At 45.9% G+C, this 18,791-nt stretch carries 8 protein-coding genes, 2 pseudogenes and 1 riboswitch; of the genes and pseudogenes, 9 read left to right on the forward strand and 1 reads right to left on the reverse strand.

Features of this window, described 5'->3' with window-relative positions:
* Window positions 1-20 precede the first annotated feature (20 nt).
* The 4 genes and pseudogenes from MBEAL2_RS07580 to MBEAL2_RS07595 form a co-directional block, all read left to right on the forward strand.
* Window positions 21-800: an enoyl-CoA hydratase/isomerase family protein gene (locus MBEAL2_RS07580; protein ID WP_082129837.1), complete on the forward strand. Its 780-nt coding sequence runs from the start codon at window positions 21-23 to the stop codon at window positions 798-800.
* 119 nt (window positions 801-919) lie between these two features.
* Window positions 920-2,599 (forward strand): long-chain fatty acid--CoA ligase, encoded by a 1,680-nt coding sequence (locus MBEAL2_RS07585; RefSeq protein WP_047151733.1) that lies wholly within the window; start codon window positions 920-922, stop codon window positions 2,597-2,599.
* A 125-nt stretch (window positions 2,600-2,724) separates the two neighbouring features.
* Entirely contained in the window at window positions 2,725-3,306 is a 582-nt protein-coding gene (locus MBEAL2_RS07590) for a TetR/AcrR family transcriptional regulator (protein ID WP_047151734.1), read from the forward strand.
* A pseudogene (locus tag MBEAL2_RS07595) lies at window positions 3,293-3,673 on the forward strand (class I adenylate-forming enzyme family protein); the annotation flags it as partial. The gene MBEAL2_RS07590 and the pseudogene MBEAL2_RS07595, both read left to right, overlap by 14 nt.
* A 101-nt stretch (window positions 3,674-3,774) precedes the next feature.
* Here MBEAL2_RS07595 and MBEAL2_RS07600 read toward each other — a convergent pair.
* On the reverse strand, window positions 3,775-4,002 hold the full coding sequence (locus MBEAL2_RS07600; protein ID WP_047151736.1) for a hypothetical protein: 228 nt from the start codon (window positions 4,000-4,002) through the stop codon (window positions 3,775-3,777).
* Window positions 4,003-4,159: 157 nt separating this feature from the next.
* Between MBEAL2_RS07600 and MBEAL2_RS07605 the strand changes: the two genes are divergently transcribed.
* The 5 genes and pseudogenes from MBEAL2_RS07605 to MBEAL2_RS07625 all read left to right on the forward strand — a co-directional run bounded on the left by MBEAL2_RS07605 (window position 4,160) and on the right by MBEAL2_RS07625 (window position 18,766).
* A complete protein-coding gene (locus tag MBEAL2_RS07605; protein ID WP_047151737.1) occupies window positions 4,160-4,765 on the forward strand; it encodes a TetR/AcrR family transcriptional regulator in 606 nt (201 codons plus the stop codon).
* A 77-nt stretch (window positions 4,766-4,842) separates the two neighbouring features.
* Window positions 4,843-5,343: a DinB family protein gene (locus MBEAL2_RS07610; protein WP_047151858.1), complete on the forward strand. Its 501-nt coding sequence runs from the start codon at window positions 4,843-4,845 to the stop codon at window positions 5,341-5,343.
* Window positions 5,344-5,896: 553 nt separating this feature from the next.
* Window positions 5,897-6,268: an FAD-binding protein gene (locus MBEAL2_RS07615; protein WP_047151738.1), complete on the forward strand. Its 372-nt coding sequence runs from the start codon at window positions 5,897-5,899 to the stop codon at window positions 6,266-6,268.
* A complete protein-coding gene (locus tag MBEAL2_RS07620) occupies window positions 6,231-7,070 on the forward strand; it encodes an MFS transporter (RefSeq protein WP_236692714.1) in 840 nt (279 codons plus the stop codon). Before MBEAL2_RS07615 ends, MBEAL2_RS07620 begins: the two co-directional genes overlap by 38 nt.
* Window positions 7,071-7,793: 723 nt before the next feature.
* Window positions 7,794-7,889: riboswitch (cyclic di-GMP riboswitch) on the forward strand.
* A 75-nt stretch (window positions 7,890-7,964) separates the two neighbouring features.
* Window positions 7,965-18,766 (forward strand): annotated as a pseudogene (locus MBEAL2_RS07625) (non-ribosomal peptide synthetase).
* Window positions 18,767-18,791: the final 25 nt, after the last annotated feature.

Raw genomic sequence — 18,791 nt, forward strand, 5'->3', positions numbered from 1 at the left:
GAGGAAGAACGATGGAGAACATAGGAAACGAGCATTTGCTTGCCAGCCTGGAAGGCCATGTATTATCGCTGAAGTTAAACCGTCCCGAATCGTTAAATTCCTTCAGCCCGCAAATGATTCAGGGGCTTATCAATGCACTGGAGGAAGCGAGAAGCAGCGAAGATGTCCGGGTCATTACGATTTCCGGCGCGGGCCGCTCTTTCAGCGCGGGCGGGGACGTAAAGACGATGGGCGAAACAACGCCGGGAGTTATCTACGACCATATCGGAAAGCTCAACCAGTTGATTAAGCTGATGAAAGAAGTCGAGAAGCCGATTATCGCCGTTGTCCACGGCTTTGCGGCAGGCGCGGGTTTCAACCTTGCGCTCGCATGCGATTTAATTCTGGCGGCTAATGACAGTAAATTCGTATTGAGCTTCTCCCAGGTGGGACTTATTTCTGACGGCGGCGGCCTGTTCTTTCTGCCGCGCCTTATCGGTACGCACCGGGCGAAAGAACTGCTGTTCAATGCAGAGCCCATCGACGCTGCCTATGCGCACAGCCTCGGTATTGTGAACCGGATCTATCCGCTGGAAGAACTGGAGGCGGGTGCCATGCAGTATGCGCAGCGCCTGGCAAACGGTCCGATCAAGGCATACGGCATGATTAAAAAAATCGCCGATCAATCACTTGTGTCCAGCCTGGATGAGATTCTTGAGCAGGAGCGGATTACGCAGGCGATGGTTGTGACGACAGAGGATCATCAGGAGGGAGTCCAGGCATTTAAAGAGAAGCGGAAGCCTGTATTTAAAGGAAAGTAAGAGAAGGTATGACACTGGGCACTTGATTAGCTGTCGCCCATCTCGGGCGGCAGGCTTTCTTTTCCAGATTAAACGGAATTAAAATTGGAAGCGTTTACAAACATGGGAGGGATTGAAAAATGACACAGGCTCACTTTGCACATTGGCCGGTACGTATGCCGAGAACACTTACGGTTCCACAAACAACCTTATATGACAACCTGGAAGTTACCGCCCGCAGATATCCGCAGAAAACAGCTATCATTTACTATGGCACCGAGATTACCTACGAAGCATTGCTTCAGGAAGTGAACAGTATAGCGGCCTACCTGATTAGCCAGGGCATACAAAAAGGAGACCGCGTGCTGTTATACATGCAAAACAGTCCGCAATTCATCATTGCCTACTATGCGATCCTGCGGGCAGGCGCCGTTGTCGTACCGGTAAATCCAATGAACGTGATGGAGGAACTGGTCCATTATATTCAGGATGGGGAGATTCAATTCGGGTTCGTTTCACAGGAACTGTATCCGCGTCTTGAGCCCCTGCTCTCGACTACCTCCCTGAATCGTGTGATTTTGGCCGCGTATTCTGATTATTGCCAGGGTGAAGGCGTGGATGCGCCGGATCTCGTCCGGGCTCCGCGTCTGGACGTTCAATCCTCCTCGGTGACGTATTGGGCGGAGGCGAAACAGTATAACCAAACCGCCATTTTTCCTGAAACGAGCGTGGACGACCTGGCTGTACTCCCTTATACATCGGGTACGACCGGGAAACCAAAAGGCTGCATGCATACCCATTCCAGCGTGCAGGCGAACATGTTGGGGGCAGCCGTATGGGGCCCGGTTACATCGGAGGCGATTTCACTCACCGTATTGCCGTTATTTCATGTGACAGGAATGGTACACGGCATGCATGCGCCGATTTATTCGGGGGCGGCGATGGTCGTTCTTACCCGCTGGGACCGCGACGTAGCCGCAAAGATGATCGAGCGCTACCGCTGCACACACTGGACGGCGATTGCCACGATGGTAGTCGACTTCCTTGCTAATCCTAACCTTGCTCGTTATGATATCAGTTCGCTGGAAGTGATAAATGGCGGTGGTGCCGCACTGCCGGAAGCGGTAGGTGAAAAACTGTTTCAGGTGACAGGGCTTCGGTTTGTCGAAGGCTATGGCCTGTCCGAAACAATGGCGCAGACGCACTTTAACCCAATGGATCGTCCGAAAATGCAGTGCCTTGGTGTTCCGTCCTTCGGCGTAGATGCCCGCATTATCGATCCGAACACGTTTGAGGAAAAAGGAGCAGGTGAAGAAGGTGAAGTCATTGTGAACGGCCCTCAAGTATTTAAGGGATACTGGAAGCGTCCGGATGAAGACCAGAATTCCTTTATCCAACTGGACGGCAAACGCTTCTTCCGTACGGGAGACATCGCCCGTTATGACGAAGAAGGCTATTTCTTTATGGTAGACCGGGTCAAACGGATGATTAATGCGTCCGGCTTCAAAGTTTGGCCATCCGAAGTGGAGTCAGCCCTCTATAAACACCCTGCGATTCTGCAGGCGTGCGTGATTGGGGTGCCGGACGAACGCAAAGGAGAAGAAGTGAAAGCGTTTGTTGTCCTGCGGGAAAACGAGCGTGGACTTATTAGTGAGCAAGAAATCATTGACTGGTCCAAGGATCAGATGGCTGCCTATAAATACCCGCGTATTGTACAATTTGTCGAAGCGCTGCCTGTATCCGGGAGCGGTAAGATTCTCTGGCGCGAACTGCAGGAAACGGAATGGAAGAAAGCTGCAAACTCCAATACAGGAAGCTGATACGCGGCTGATAAGCAGCCTTCCTGCATCACTCCTCTATTTCTAGCTTTAGCACTAGCAAAATGATGTACGAACCGGTGTGTCTCTATTAGAATAGAGAGAACGACAGGGAGGGGTCAGACAGAATGAAAGAAAAACTGTTACAACAAAGTATAGAACTGTTTGAAAAAAGGGGATTCAGCGAAACATCGATTCAGGATATTGTGGACGCCCTGGGTGTAACCAAAGGGACATTCTACTATTATTTCAAAAGCAAAGAACAACTGCTTATGCAGATTCACTTACGATACATTGATGAGATTCTAAACCTTGAGCAGCTGATTATCGACCGGCAGGATAAGACATGGAGAGAGAAGCTTTTTGATGTCGTCTACATGCTCATCCACCGGATTGAAAGCCATGGGGGAAGTGCGCGCATCTTTTTCCGTGAATTGGTCAATTTGAAAGACTCCTACCTTGATGAAATTTTGGAAAAACGCGACCGTTTTCGTCTGAACTTTCAATATATGATAGAGCAGGGCATTGAAAGCGGAGAATTCCGCAGCGATTTGCGAGCAGATATGATGACCTTCGCTGTGCTGGGCGCCTGTAACTGGAGTTATATGTGGTTTAATCCAGCGGGGCCTGTGCCCGACATTGATGTCGCCAAAACCTTCATTGAAATCTTTTTAAACGGAATGGCAAGCAATATAGCGGTCGAGACGTAGGGGGAAAGCGCTGCAAGACGGGTACGTTTGTACGGGCGACATCGGGTATCTGGATGAGGACGGGTATTTGTATTTCATCGGGCGGGCAAAGGAAATGATGAAGTGCTCCGGTTATAGCGTTTTTCCGGAAGATGTGGAGGCGCTTTTGCTGCACCATCCGGCTATCAGGCAGGCTGCGGTCATTGGGATTCCTGATGAAGTACGGGGAGAAAGCGTAAAAGCGGTCGTTGTGCTTGAGGAGATTACGGCATGGTCGAAGGAGAATATGGCGGTATATAAGTGTCCGCGTGTGGTGGAGTTCCGGGACCAGCTGCCTGCGACGAGTTCGGGTAAAGTGCTGCGCCGCCTGTTAAAAGAGTCTCAGTAGCATTTGGTAGAGGAGTCAAAAAAACGAGAAACGGCTGTAGTGGCTGCTTCTCGTTTTTTGTTGCTCGGACGTGTCAATTCTTATTGTAAGTCCCTCTAACATTAAAGTTCCTTTTTCTTAAAAAGCCCTACGAGCTTCAACGCTTCCTGCCGTTTTTCTATTGGCCAGTCTTGCTGTAGCAGTTCATCTTCAACAAGCTGCTTCCATCCTTCCCATTCCACGTCACGGTGCGTGAGCATGACCTGTCGAGCCAGATAGATTACGTCATCTTTTTCTTGATTCGTTAGCATGGTTATCCCTTTCTTCTCAACTGCCTGGTATGTACCCATTATACAGGAAAATCCACAGAGAAAACTGCGAAGAAATTCATAAGGAAAAGGATAAGCTGTTTTCCTGATGTCGCAATATTTTAACTATTCATTGACTTCTTTTATACTTAAATATAAAATAAAAAGGAACCGATAAGTCTCAAATAAGAGGGTAAGCATGCGAAAAGGTGAACGTACCAGGCAGAGGATTATTGAAAAGTCCTCTATTCTTTTTAATCAATACGGATATGCAGATTCTTCAATTTCCGATGTGATGAAAGTTACAGGGTTGGAGAAGGGGGGGATTTATCGTCACTTTGACAGTAAAGAGGAACTGGAAGTTAACGCCTTTCATTATGCGATTCACCTTATGGGCGAGCACTATAGTCAAGCTTTAGAAAGTGAAGGAAACAGCCTCGAAAAGTTAACTGCTTTTATTGATGCCTTTAGAACGCTATTTGAAGATACGCCAATCCCAGGTGGGTGCCCCATTATGAACGCTGCTATTGAATCGGATGATAAAAACCCTGGATTTCGTCATCACGTTCGAATGGCAATGGATGGATTGCTGCTCACCATACAAAAAATTATCATGAAGGGGATACAAAAGAAGGAGATTAATCCTTCCGTTGATCCTCAATATGTTTCCTCATTGTTTGTATCCTCTCTTGAAGGAGCACTCATGCTCAGCCGTTTATATCAAGATGCAAGTTATCTAGATCAAATGATCAATCATCTTTCTGCATATATTGCTACCTATCTCAAATTCTCACCGGCTAAATAAAGCCATTTTTTTCGAATAAAAGGAGACCAAACGGTTTCTAGATGCGAACGTTCAAATCAAAAGATGAGGAGAAGGCGATGCTAAATATTAATGAATTTATATCTTATTTTGAAGGGATAAGAAAGAGGACCTTAAACTATGCTAAAACTATCCCCAACTCTCTTATTGACTGGCGGATTAAAGAAGATAAATTCTCGTTCGGTGATATTATTCGCCATCTGGGTGCTACTGAGTTAATGTTTTTCCAAGCAGTTAAAAAAAATGAATGGTATTATGTTGGCCACGGTGAGGAGAAGGGGAGAACGCTAGAAGGGACAATGAACTATTTGAACGAATGTCATACGATTGTCATGACCGGATTGCAGGATTTGACTGAAAGTGATTTAAGGAAGAAGATAAAAACTTTTTCTGGTTATGAAGTTAGCGCCTGGCGAATGTTTATGGCAATGGCAGAGCATGAAATTCATCATCGTGGTCAAATTTCAAGCTATCTGCAAATGAATGACATCACTCCACCTCAGATATTTGGACAAAAAATAGAGCAGATTCATCATTTCCATGATAATAAACTGGATTGAAGTAGAGCAACAAGAGGAGGCTATGCTCGCCTGCAGCTTAATGCTTCCTCAACGTTCTCCCATGGAAGAACGATAACTCTTCCATCATTTGTGGTGCCTCGGAGCGGCATGGATGGTTTATGCAGCTAGCGAGTCGAACCCATCAAATGACTAACGGAAGTTCATTGTTGAGGCTGTCTCATGACTTTTGAGATAGCCTCTTTATTGTCTTACTGAACTAACAGGAATTGATAGTTCAATAAACACGAAACTGAAGAAAGTAGATGGGAAAGATGACTACAAAGGTAATTAAGCCTGCAGGATTTTGGATGCGCCCGGGGGCAAATTTTGGAGACAACTGTATAATCGCGATTATTTGGGCGTTCCTTTCTCTTGTTATTCTTCAATTGCTTGGGGAAGGCTCTTGTAAAAATTAATGGTAATAAACCAGATATTAAAGCGATGGTGCTCCGTGGTGTCGTGTATAATATCATATACTACTACTACATTATTTGTTAATGGTTACCAATCTATTATTTTTAGCTAAAAAGAAGAAGCGAAAAGAGGTGTTTTTTTGAAAAGAAAAGTACTCATTTTATGTTCCGTTTTATTCATGGCATACGGGGCTGTTTTTTTGTATTCATTAGGAAAACAAAAAAGCAATGACCCACTATTAATTCATGATGTAAGCCGTTTAGTTCCGGTGCATGTAAATAAAATTGTAAAAACCCAAGGAGAAGATGGGATTAAAAAAGCACTCCAAGAAGCTAATAAAAAAAACCTTCCTGTTTCTATCGCAGGTTCGAGGCATAGTCAGGGTGGGCATATTTTCTATCCAAATGCGCTTCTTTTGGACATGAAATCGTACAGTAAAATTCTTTCGTTGGATAAAGAAAAGAAGATTATTCGTGTGCAAAGCGGCGGTATTAAGAAATCCAAACATTGATCTGCATATCGCTCGTCTTTCAAGTGCTCCAGAAGCATTTCTAACAGATTTGTATGCAACAAACTATATAAAAACCAGGAAAAAACCAGCGACAACTGCACTTCAAGAAGAAAAAAATGTAGCATTGAATAAATTTCTTTTCGGTTTGTCTCGCTATTCTGATACGGGAAAAAATTTAGTTTGGCGTATACAAAAAAATATGTACGCTTCAGATAAACAGGAGATTCTTACAAGAAATCAAGCGATGCGTCCTGACGTCTTATTTCTCCTAAATGATGAGGAAAACAATACAGATCTTTTGCAAGAATATTTCATTCCTTTTTACCTTATATTCATTAAGGAAGCAGGACTGGGTTTTTTGCAGTTTGGGCTATCCTATGGTTTGTTTACACTTAGCTCTGCATTTGTTCATCTTTGGATCGGAAGACATTTTGAGAAAAACGGAAATCTTCTCTATCTTTCTTTTAGTTCTTGGATAATGGCATTTATTTATTTGCTATTCCCTATCGTTACGACGATTCAGCAAATTTATGTTCTTCAAGTTTTCCTCGGTGCATGCGGGGCAATCCAGAAAACGATGGAAAAAATTATTCTTGCCGACTTTACAACAGAAAAAAACCGGGGAAGTAAAATTGGATCGTACCATTTTTGGACGTCTATTTTTTCAGGTATTGCAATCATCGGAAGTGGATATCTATCAGATTTTATATCGATCTCATGGATTTTTTATGTTGGCTCCTTTTTCCTTTTTTGCAGCGGCTTTTTTGTTTTGGCTCTGTTAAAGCGCAATGTTGATATTTGAATAAAAAAATGTCCGGGTTTATTTAACTATTTATTCTGCGGCCCCTTAAGCCTATTTATTACAAAATTCTGTTGTTTTCCCTATTTTTTGTTTCTTTTCTATCATAATCCATCCTCGTCCTTTACGCCTGCTTGTTTGATATTTTTCTTGTTTTGTTCGGTCTTTTTAAATGTTTAAATAACCAACTTTACAAACCTTTTTCTTCTAGTTTCTGGTTCGGCCACCTTAATACCTAGATTTTATAAATCCAAATTTATAAACATTTACAAAAAATTTACAATATTTAAGGGCTAACACCAATTTACCATATTCAGTGAGTAAGAAAAATGGAATAATTTCATCAGATTACATAATAGCCAATGTTGGAAAGGGAGTATTTAATTTAAACTAAGCAGAAAAACTTTAGGACTCGGTGTAGCAGCCTTTTTAATTCTTGCTGTTCTTTTCCCATCGATATTTGCAGGAAAAGCGAACGAGTCACAATCTTTTGTACAAGTTGTTTCTGAACGTTTACCTGTAAATGTAACGGTTATTTCAAAAAAAGTTATCCCGTTGTCTGAGGCTCAATTCTACAGACATTATGCAGTAAGTGTGTGGGATAAAATGGGATTATATACTTTTTATTCACAATTTTACATTAATCACACAATAAGAATACAAAATTCTTCTCTAAGAGTGTCATAATGGGATCATAAAAACAACGCAGCCTGTAGAAAATTGAAAACTTGTTAAAGGCAAACCTATGGAAACATAGGGACGCAAAGCCATGGCCTAAGACATCAGGTTACCACATGATGTTATGGTTGACAGGTTACCGAGTAAATAGGGGAATCCATCTCTTTATTCGGGTGGATTCTTTTATTTATATAGACCAGGAATGAAGGAGGAATCATGATGCAAAAAGTGTATTACCCGCTAACTCATGCGCAAAAACGAATTTGGTATACCGAACAATTTTATCCTGGGACAAGCATTTCGAATTTAGGTGGTTTTATCAAACTAAAATCAGAGACGGAAATTGACCCCCATTTATTGGTGGATGCAATCCGGCATTTCATACGATTAAATGACTCGATGCGGTTAAGATTGGCACTAAATGACGGGGGCGAACCGAGACAATATCTATCAGAATATCAGGAATTTGACATCAAATGCTTTGACTATAGTGCAAGTGGGGATTTTCATGCGGCTATGGAGTGGGGACAGGCGGAAGCGGACAAACCCATGGCGCTTTATGACACGGATTTGTTTGATTGTGCTGTATTTAAAATCAGCAATCGAGAAAGCTGGTTTTTTGCAAAAGTTCATCATGTCATCTCCGACGGAATTTCCATGGTGCTAGTGGCGAATCAAATTATTGATTTGTATTTGGAGCTGGTGAAAGGGGTCCAAGAACCTCGAGTTGAGCATCCTTCCTATTTGGAGCATATACAAAGCGAATTGGCTTATGAGCGTTCGGAACGTTTCCGGAAAGATAAGGAATACTGGAATGCTCAATTTTCATCCATTCCAGAATTTACATCGCTAAAGCGAAGTGAATCCTATCGGATAAGCACCGAAGCGGTTCGTTTTTCCAAAATCGTTCCCGAATCGCTATATAGAGACCTTCAGCTGTTTTGTAAAGAATATAACATCAGTGAACTCTCTTTATTTCTTTCGCTCTTGCACATTTATATGTATCGGGCAACCGGACAAAACGATGTAGCAGCAGGAACATTCATGGCCAACCGAACGAATGCGAAGGAAAAACGCATGCTGGGCATGTTTGTTTCCACTATTCCTATCCGAACGAATGTCGACGAAAATATGGATTTTCTTTCCTTTGTTCGCCAAAGGATGAAAGCTCTCGTCACTGTTATCCGACACCAAAAATACCCCTATGATGTGCTTGTCAATGATTTGCGGGAGAAACACGGGAATGTAAGCAAGCTGTTTGGAGTTTCTTTAGAATTTCAGGTGATGCAGTGGCATCAAAAAGAAAATATTTCGTACCTTAGCGAACCTCTATTTAGCAGGAATGAAATCAATGATATTTCTATCCATGTAAAAGAACGATGGGATACCGGGACTTTGGCTATGGATATCGATTACCGCACCGAAATATTCAACGAAGATGAAATCGAAAATTTGTTTTGCTGCATGATGACGCTGCTTAAAGACGCGCTGGCTCATCCGGCTAAAAAGCTCTGTGAGCTGCAACTGTACGCAGAAGAGGAAAAACAACAGCTTCTCAAACAATGCAGCGGTCCTGGGGTTTCTTATCCTAGAGATACCACGCTTCATGGGTTATTTGAAGAACAGGCGGCAACAATTCCGGAACAGACAGCCGTAGTACATAACGAGGAACAACGCTTTACTTACAAAGAATTGAATGAGCAATCCAATCGTTTGGGGCGAGTTTTACGGGCAAAAGGAATTGGTCCGGATACCCCGGTAGCCATATTGATGGAGCGTTCAGGATGGATGCCAACAGTTATTCTTGGAATTTTGAAAGCTGGCGGGGTGTACGTTCCAATTGACCCTAGTAGTCCTGAGGAAAGAATTCATTTTATGCTGCATGATGCGGGAGCGAAACTGCTCATTATCGAATCACATTTGCTGCAACGTTATGATTTGCAAGCGGTGAACACGGAAATATTGGTGCTTGACGAAGCGTTGTTGAACGAAGGGGAAAACGGGAATTTACCTGAGAGCGCAGGTTCCTGCAATTTAGCCTACATCATTTATACATCTGGAACGACCGGGAAGCCGAAAGGGGTCATGATCGAGCACCGCCAGGTTCTTCATTTAATTGAAGGATTACGCAGGCAAGTGTATTCCCATTACGATGATACGGCCTTGCATGTGGCGTTGCTGGCTCCTTTCCATTTTGATGCGTCCGTACAGCAAATTTTCGCTTCGCTGCTGTTAGGCCACACCCTGTTTATTGTGCCGCGATCATCCGCTTCGGACGGAAAAGCCCTTGCTGCCTATTACCGGTCCCAGGAAATCGATATTACAGACGGGACGCCGGCCCATCTGCAGCTGTTGCTGGCTGCAGGAAATCTACAGGGGGTAAATCTGCGACAGATGCTGATCGGTGGAGAGGCGCTGCCGCATGAAACAGTGCGGGACGTACTTACCTTATTTGCCGAGCATGGAACGGCACCGGTCATGACCAATATGTACGGTCCAACGGAATGCTGTGTGGATGCCTCCACCTTCGATGTCGTACTGGAGAGCTCCGCTGTCCATCACACAAGCCCTTATGTACCCATCGGCAAGCCATTGGGCAACAACCGCCTGTACATCTTGGACGCATACGGCCGTCTGCAGCCCCCGGGTGTACCGGGTGAACTGCACATTGCTGGAGATGGGGTGGGTCGCGGCTATTTGAATTTACCGGAAGTAACAGCGGAGAAGTTCGTGGCGGATCCGTTCGTTCCAGGGGCAACCATGTACAAAACAGGCGATTGGGTGCGCAGGCAGCCGGATGGGACCCTCGAATTTTTGGGACGGCTGGATGATCAGGTCAAAATTCGCGGATACCGGATTGAGCCTGGCGAGATTGAAGCGGTTCTGCGCAAGCATGTCCACATCCAGAAAGCGGTAGTATTGGCTCGTCCAAATGAGCGGATGGGAGCGGAACTTTGTGCTTATGTCGTATTAAAAACTGCGGGCAATCCGTTCTCCATTGCAGAGATAAGAAATCACCTGTCCAAAGAACTTCCGAATTATATGCTGCCGTCTTATTTTGTTCTACTAGAGCAAATCCCGCTGACCTCAAGCGGAAAAGTAGACCGCAAAGTGCTGCTCCACCACGAGGTTACTGCCGCGAGCGCTAAAGATTATGTGTCTCCCGCCAATGAATGGGAAGAAAAACTTGCGGTAATCTGGCAGGATGTGCTTGGGGTAGAACAAGTCGGAGTATATGACCATTTTTTCGAACTGGGAGGACATTCGCTTAAGGCAATGGCGCTGCTTTCCCGCGTGCATAAAGAATGCGGTGTGGAAGTTCCATTGCAGGTCTTATTTGAGACGCCTACCGTTCATGCTATCGCCCAATATATTGCGGGGGCAGAACACAAAGCCTTCGTATCTATTGAACCTGCGGAGACGAGTGAGACGTATCCTCTATCCTTTGCTCAGCAACGCATCTACATTGTCAGCCAGGTGGAAGCTACCGGGACGGGTTATAACATGCCAGCAGCCGTCACACTGGAGGGCAAGGTTGACATTCAGCGTTTGGAATGGGCATTTCGCGAACTGATTCACCGACACGAGGCACTGCGGACGTCCTTTGTGTCCATCCGCGGTGTGTCCAGGCAAAAAGTTCACGATGATGTGCCGTTTGAAATCGCAGTGCTGTCATCCAGCGATGGTTCGGTAGAATCCGTACTTGCGTCTTTTGTCCAGCCGTTTGACATCAGCCAGGCGCCCCTGATGAAAATAGGATTGGTTCAGCTGGCAGAGAACAGACATATGCTGCTGTTCGATATGCACCATTTAATCTCCGATGGAGTTAGCATCGGAATTATATTAAGCGAACTGGCTCAATTATATGGAGGGGAAGAGCTTCCAAAGCTGCGACTGCAATATAAAGATTACGCCGTATGGCAAAGAGGAGACGCCGAGGATGCCTACCAAGCAGAAGAGGACTATTGGGTAAGGTCGCTCAGCGGGGAACTTCCCGTTCTGCAGCTTTTGACGGACCATCCCAGACCGCTCGTCCAAAGCTTTGAAGGCGACAGAGTGTCCATCGTTTTGGATAACGCACTGCGACAGAAGCTCAACCGGCTAGCGGAACAAAATGGGGCTACATTGTACATGGTGTTATTGTCCGCTTACTACATGCTGCTTGCAAAATATACGGAGCAAGAGGATTTTGTAATCGGGACACCTACGGCAGGAAGAAATCATGCCGATTTGAATGGCATTGTCGGCATGTTTGTTAATACACTGGCTATCCGGTCAAGGGTTGATCGGCAAAGCACTTTTACCGAATTGCTCCAAAACGTGCGCCATAATGTACTGAATGCTTTTGAACATCAAAACTATCCATTTGAGCGGCTGGTGGAGAAATTAAACCTGTCCAGGGATTTAAGCAGGAATCCCGTATTCGACACGATGTTCAGTTTGCAGAATGCGTTTGAAGATATTCCGGAAATTGGCGGGATGAGGCTGTCTATCCACGAAACGAATTTTCACATTACGAAATTTGATTTGACGCTGCAGGCAAAGGAAGAGATGGATGGCATCAAAATCGATATGGATTATAACACCAGGCTGTTTCGAAAAGATACGGTGGAACGGATGCTGGGACATTACTTGAACCTCCTGCAATCGATTGCCATCGATTCGACGACACGGGTGGGGATATTCGTTTATTGGCAGAGAAGGAAAAACATCAACTGCTGATTGACTTTAATCCAATGGCAACGGAGTATCCGAAGAAGAAAACTATCGTAGAGGTTTTCGAGGAACAAGTTAATCTGTCCCAAGGTCAAACAGCACTTGTCTACGAAGGAACATCGTTAACGTATGAAGATTTGAATGAAAGAGCGAATCGACTGGCTAGAACACTTTATTCGAAGGGCATTCACAATGGAGCGGTTGTGGCTGTGCTTCTTGACCGCTCGATCGAGATGATTATGGGGATCCTGGCGATTTTGAAGGCCGGGGGGGCTTATGTTCCTATTGATCCTGAGCATCCGAAACAGCGGATTAAACATTTTCTTACCGACAGCGGTGCTTCGGTACTGCTGACCCAACATGCGTTGCTGGATCTCGCGAAAGAAGGCGACTTTGCCGGTTCCTATGTGCTGACGGATGATGAGAATTCCTACCATGGAGATGCTTCCAATTTAAACATCCCGATAAATTCCCATGATTTAGCCAATCTTACCTATACGTCGGGTACGACGGGAACGCCAAAAGGAAACATGGTGACACACGCCAATATCCTGCGGACGGTAAAATGCACAAATTATTTACAAATTACCCAGGAAGACACATTGCTAGGCCTCTCCAATTATGTTTTTGATGCATTTATGTTTGATATGTTCGGAACGTTGTTAAACGGGGCGAAGCTTGTGATTATACCCAAGGAAATGGTATTGGATATCTCACGGTTACCGCAGGTTATTAAACACGAACAGATTACGGTTTTGATGATTACAACGGCTTTGTTTAATCTGCTTGTCGATACGTACCCTGATTGCATTGGCGGTATTCGCAAGGTGCTGTTTGGAGGGGAGCGGGCATCGGTTGATCATGTTCGCCGGGCACTTATGGCGGCAGGCAAAGGGAAACTGTTACATATGTATGGTCCGTCAGAGAGCACAGTGTTTGCCACGTATTATCCCGTAGATGAAGTGGTGGATGATGCTGTGGCCATCCCGATCGGGAAGCCTGTAAGCAATACGACGGTTTATATTGTGGATTCAAATCATCAGCCCCAGCCGGTGGGTGTGGCAGGGGAGCTGTGCGTAGGGGGAGATGGGCTTGTACTCGGCTATTTAAATCGTCCCGAACTTACTGCCGAGAAGTTTTCCGTTCATTCCTTTGCGGTAAACGAAAAAATCTATCGGACGGGTGATTTGGCAAGGTGGTTGCCAGACGGCAACATTGAATTTATTGGACGGATTGACCACCAGGTGAAAATTCGTGGTCAACGGATTGAACTAGGGGAAATTCAACATCACTTACGAAGGCACGAATCGATTCGCGAAGCCGTTGTCCTTGCCGTAGACACAGCATCAGGAGAAAAAAGGCTTTGCGCGTATATTGTGACGGATTCTTCAATTTCCAACAGTGAGTTGCGTGAGTATGCAGCGAAAGAATTGCCTGCTTATATGATTCCTTCCGAATTTATACAGATAGAGGAACTTCCGCTTACCGGCAATGGGAAAGTAGACCTTAGAGCCCTGCCGAAACCAGACTTGAGTGCGGCTCGGGGGACAGAGTATGTGGCGCCTCGCACTGAAACCGAAGCCCGGCTTGCGAAGATTTGGGAGGAAGTGCTCGGTATGGAGCAGGTGGGTGTGAATGATAACTTCTTCGAGCTTGGCGGACACTCGTTAAAGGCCATGATGATGCTGGCATACATTCAGCAGACGATGCATGTGGAGGTACCGCTTAAGGGGCTGTTCCAATCCCCAACAGTAGCAGCACTGGCCCAAATGGTTTTCGCTACAGAAGAGAATTCATATGATGCCATTACACCGGCGCAAGTGCAGGAAGTATACCCTGTGTCGTCAGCGCAGAAACGGCTCTATGTGCTGCAGCAGTTAGAAGGTGCCGAGCAGAGCTACAACATGCCGTCGGTACTGCGTATCAAAGGCCCACTAAAGCGGGAACAGTTTGAATCAGCGATAAGGGAACTTGTTCGGCGGCATGAAGCGCTGCGCACGTCGTTTGAGATGATCGAAGGCGAACCGGTGCAGCGGATTCATAAGGAGGTGGAGTTTGACGTTTCGTACCGGGAAGCGGGGGAGGACGACGACGGGATTATCAGTGAATTTATCCGCCCGTTCGCGTTACATGAAGCACCGCTCATGCGCGTAGAACTTGTACGGCTCACTGAAGAGCACCACCTTCTCTTGTTCGATATGCATCATATTATTTCCGATGGGATCTCTGTAAGTGTGCTAATCGAGGAAATCACAAAATTGTATGCAGGTGAAACGCTGGAACCCCCACATATCCAATACAAAGACTATGCCGTATGGCAGCGCTCATTCCTGCAAACGGAAGTGTACCAAAAGCAGGAAGCTTACTGGCTGGAACAATTCGCTGGAGAGCTCCCGGTGCTTAACCTGCCGACGGATTTTACACGTCCGGCAGTACAAACCTTTGCGGGGGATCGGGTAGCCTTTGTTTTGGACTCCGCGTTGTCGCGGGCACTGAATAAACTGGCCAACGAAACAGGAACCACGCTGTACATGGTGCTGCTAGCCTCATACGGCATATTGTTGGCCAAGCTGACCGGACAAGATGATGTAATTGTAGGATCTCCGATTGCTGGCAGACCCCATGCGGAAGTAGCAAATACCGTTGGGATGTTTGTCAACACGCTGGCCATGCGAACCTATCCGCACGAAAAGAAAACATTTGCAGCCTACTTGCAGGAAGTGAAGCAAACGGCGCTAGGAGCATATGAATCCCAGGATTACCCGTTTGAGGAGTTGGTTGGAAAAGTTCAGGTACAGCGGGATATGAGCCGCAATCCGCTCTTTGACACGATGTTCGTGCTGCAAAACATGGACATGCAGGAGCTAAAGATGGAGGGCGCACATTTGGAGCCCTATGCATTTGAGTACAAAATCGCAAAATTTGACATGTCACTTTTCATGACGGAGCAAAATGACGCGATAGCATGCAGCATGGAATATAATACGGCGCTGTTTAAGCGGGAAACAATTGAACGATGGATCGGGCATTTTACCGAACTACTGCGCCATATTACAGCAGAACCGGATGTCAAGCTGGAGAAAGCCAAAATGCTGACAGAAGCGGAGAAGCACCGAATCTTAATCGAGTTTAACGATACAAATAGGGAGTATCCCCAGGAGAAGACGATCCAAGAGTTGTTCGAGGAGCAGGTGGAACGCGTACCGGGCAACGTGGCCATTGTTTTCAATAATCAGGAAGTTACGTACCATGAGTTGAACGCAAAGGCGAACCGATTGGCAAGAACATTAAGAGCCAAGGGGCTGCAAGCAGAAAGTATTGTGGGCATTATGGTAGAGCAATCCATAGATATGGTGGTAGGTATCCTTGCGATTCTTAAAGCAGGCGGCGCGTACTTGCCGATTGATCCGGATTATCCGAAAGAGCGTGTGAACTATTTAATCGCAGACAGCGGTGCAGCTCTTGTACTGACCCAGCGACCGTTTACCGACCATTTACAACGGGTGGATTTGCTTTACATTGATGATCCTGCACAAGAAATGGCCGATTCGACTAATCTTACGCAGGTAAATCAACCGAAAGATATGGCTTACATCATTTACACGTCTGGTTCCACAGGTCAGCCCAAAGGAGTGATGGTTGAACATCGCAATGTGGTGCGCCTGGTGAAAAATGCCGGGTACATTCCATTGGACGAAACATGCAGAATGGTTCAAACAGGAGCCATTAGTTTCGACGCAAGCACATTCGAGTTATTTGGAGCCCTGTTGCATGGGGGAACCTTATACCCGGTTCCCAAGCCGGTTTTACTGGATGTCGCAGATTTCACGCAATTTTTGCAGCAGCATCGAATTACGACCATGTGGCTTACTTCTCCACTGTTCAATCAGCTTGCTCAAGAAAATGCGGAAATGTTCAAAACCGTACGGCATTTAATCATCGGCGGAGATGCTTTGGTGCCTTATCATGTCAATCAGGTTAGGCGTGTTTGTCCTGGACTTTCTCTTTGGAATGGATACGGTCCAACGGAAAATACAACCTTCTCCACCTGTTTTTTAATCGATAAAGAGTACAAAGAACCGATTCCAATCGGTAAACCAATCGGCAATTCCACGGCGTATATCGTGAATGCCACAAACAACCCACAGCCCATTGGTGTGCCGGGAGAATTGTGCGTAGGCGGTGATGGTGTAGCACGTGGTTACTTGAATCGTCTGGACTTGACGCAAGAAAAATTTGTGGACAATCCATTTTCGCCCGGGGAGCGGATGTACCGGACGGGAGATTTGGCGCGATGGCTGCCGGACGGCAGTATCGAATTCCTAGGACGGATCGACCATCAAGTGAAAGTTCGCGGATTCCGAATTGAACCAGGGGAAATCGAGTCTCGATTGATGCAGGTGGATGGCATCGATGAAGCGGTGGTGATCACTCGGCAGGATGAATCCCTGCAAAATTATTTGTGCGCTTATCTTGTCGGCGAGCGGGAATTATCGACAGAGTTTTTACGCACGAAATTGTCCCACTCCCTGCCAGGTTATATGATGCCTTCCTATTTCGTGCAGATGGAGAAGATGCCGCTGACGCCGAATGGCAAAGTGGACCGCAGAGCGCTGCCGGAACCAGATGCCGAGGCAGGAAAAGAGGAGTATAGGGGACCAAGAAACGAGGCGGAAGCATTACTGTGCCGCATCTGGCAGGATGTGCTTGGAACGAAGCAGGTAGGCATTGGTGACAATTTCTTCTCCCTTGGCGGCGATTCGATTAAAGCGATTCAAATGGCAGCTCGCCTGCACAAACATGGGTGGAAGCTGGAGATGAGAGATTTGTTCCAGAATCCGACAATCGAACAGGTCAGCATTTATTTGCAATGGATGAAGGGAGAACTGGCGGAACAGGCACCTGTCGAAGGGGAAGTCCTACTAACCCCAATTCAGCATTGGTTTTTTGGGCGGGACTTTACCGATATGCACCATTGGAATCAGTCCGTTATGCTGCGTGCAACTTCTCGTTTTGAACCTCAACTTGTCCAGCAAACATTGGATGCATTAATGGAGCACCATGATGCACTACGAATCGTGTATACGAAGGAAGGAAATGGAGTTATTCAGTACAATCGTGGGTTGGCGGATGTGGTACCTGGGCTAGAAGTCATTCCGCTGAATATGCCTTCAGATCAAGCAGAACAAGCCATTCTGCTTGAAAGTGAACGGATCCAGGGCTGCATGGACTTATCCCAGGGACCTTTGCTAAAAGCAGCGCTATTTCAAACAAAACAAGCAGATTATCTGTTGATTGTCATTCATCATCTAGTGATTGACGGAGTGTCGTGGCGCATTTTGCTGGAAGACTTCACGACTGGGTATTTTCAAGCTGAAAAGGGCGAAACGATCGTATTGCCTGACAAATCCCATTCTTATCAGGAGTGGGCAGCCCGGCTTCAAGAATATGCTAATTCCAAACCATTCCTAAAAGAAATCGATTATTGGAGCAGGTTGGAGAAGGTAGGAGCCCTTCCCCTGCCAAAAGATTATGAAACGAGCGACGGGCGGATGCGGGATGCGAAGACAGTCGAATTTTCACTCACCGCAAGCGAGACGGAACAATTGACCACCCGTGTTCACCTGGCATATCGTACCGAGATGAATGATATTTTGCTGACCGCATTGGGACTTGCCGTTCAGGAGTGGACCGGACACAATCAGATGCTGGTTAACCTTGAAGGGCACGGACGGGAAGAAATCATGGAGGATATGAATGTATCACGCACGATTGGTTGGTTTACGAGTCAATACCCGGTCCTGCTGGATATGAAGAATTCTGGGGATATCGCCTACCAGATTAAACAGACAAAAGAGGATTTGCGCCATATTCCGAACAAAGGAATCGGCTATGGTGTTCTTCACTATTTGACGGCGAATGAGTATAAATCTAGTCTTACCTTCCCAAGCAAACCGGAAATTAGCTTCAACTACTTGGGGCAGTTTACCGAAACGGACGAACCGGGGTTGTTCACACGTTCCTCTTTGTCGGCGGGGAACCCTATCAGCCTTGAATCGGAGAAAGTGAATCCGATTGACATTGTCGGGTTTATTGAAGGGGGCGTCTTATCCATGACGTTTGCCTACAATTCGCTGGAATATGAAGACCAAACGATGATTCGCTTGAGCGAAAGTTTCAAAAAACAACTGCTTTTCCTAATTGAACACTGTCTACATCAGAACCAAAGTGTGCTGACACCGAGCGATTTAGGAGACGATGAACTTACATTAGAAGAACTTGATAAATTGCTGGAGATTTTTTAAATGCATTATAACTTTGAATGAGGTG

The organism is Aneurinibacillus tyrosinisolvens (genome assembly GCF_001015055.1).
Taxonomy (GTDB): Bacteria; Bacillota; Bacilli; order Aneurinibacillales; family Aneurinibacillaceae; genus Aneurinibacillus_A; species Aneurinibacillus_A tyrosinisolvens.

What these genes read in the sequence shown, in the direction of transcription:
- MBEAL2_RS07605 (WP_047151737.1), top strand. Translation starts at nt 4,160, where the DNA reads ATGCGAAAAGGTGAACGTACCAGGCAGAGGATTATTGAAAAGTCCTCT.
- MBEAL2_RS07590 (WP_047151734.1), top strand. Translation starts at nt 2,725, where the DNA reads ATGAAAGAAAAACTGTTACAACAAAGTATAGAACTGTTTGAAAAAAGG.
- MBEAL2_RS07600 (WP_047151736.1), bottom strand. Translation starts at nt 4,002, where the DNA reads ATGGGTACATACCAGGCAGTTGAGAAGAAAGGGATAACCATGCTAACG.
- MBEAL2_RS07585 (WP_047151733.1), top strand. Translation starts at nt 920, where the DNA reads ATGACACAGGCTCACTTTGCACATTGGCCGGTACGTATGCCGAGAACA.
- MBEAL2_RS07610 (WP_047151858.1), top strand. Translation starts at nt 4,843, where the DNA reads ATGCTAAATATTAATGAATTTATATCTTATTTTGAAGGGATAAGAAAG.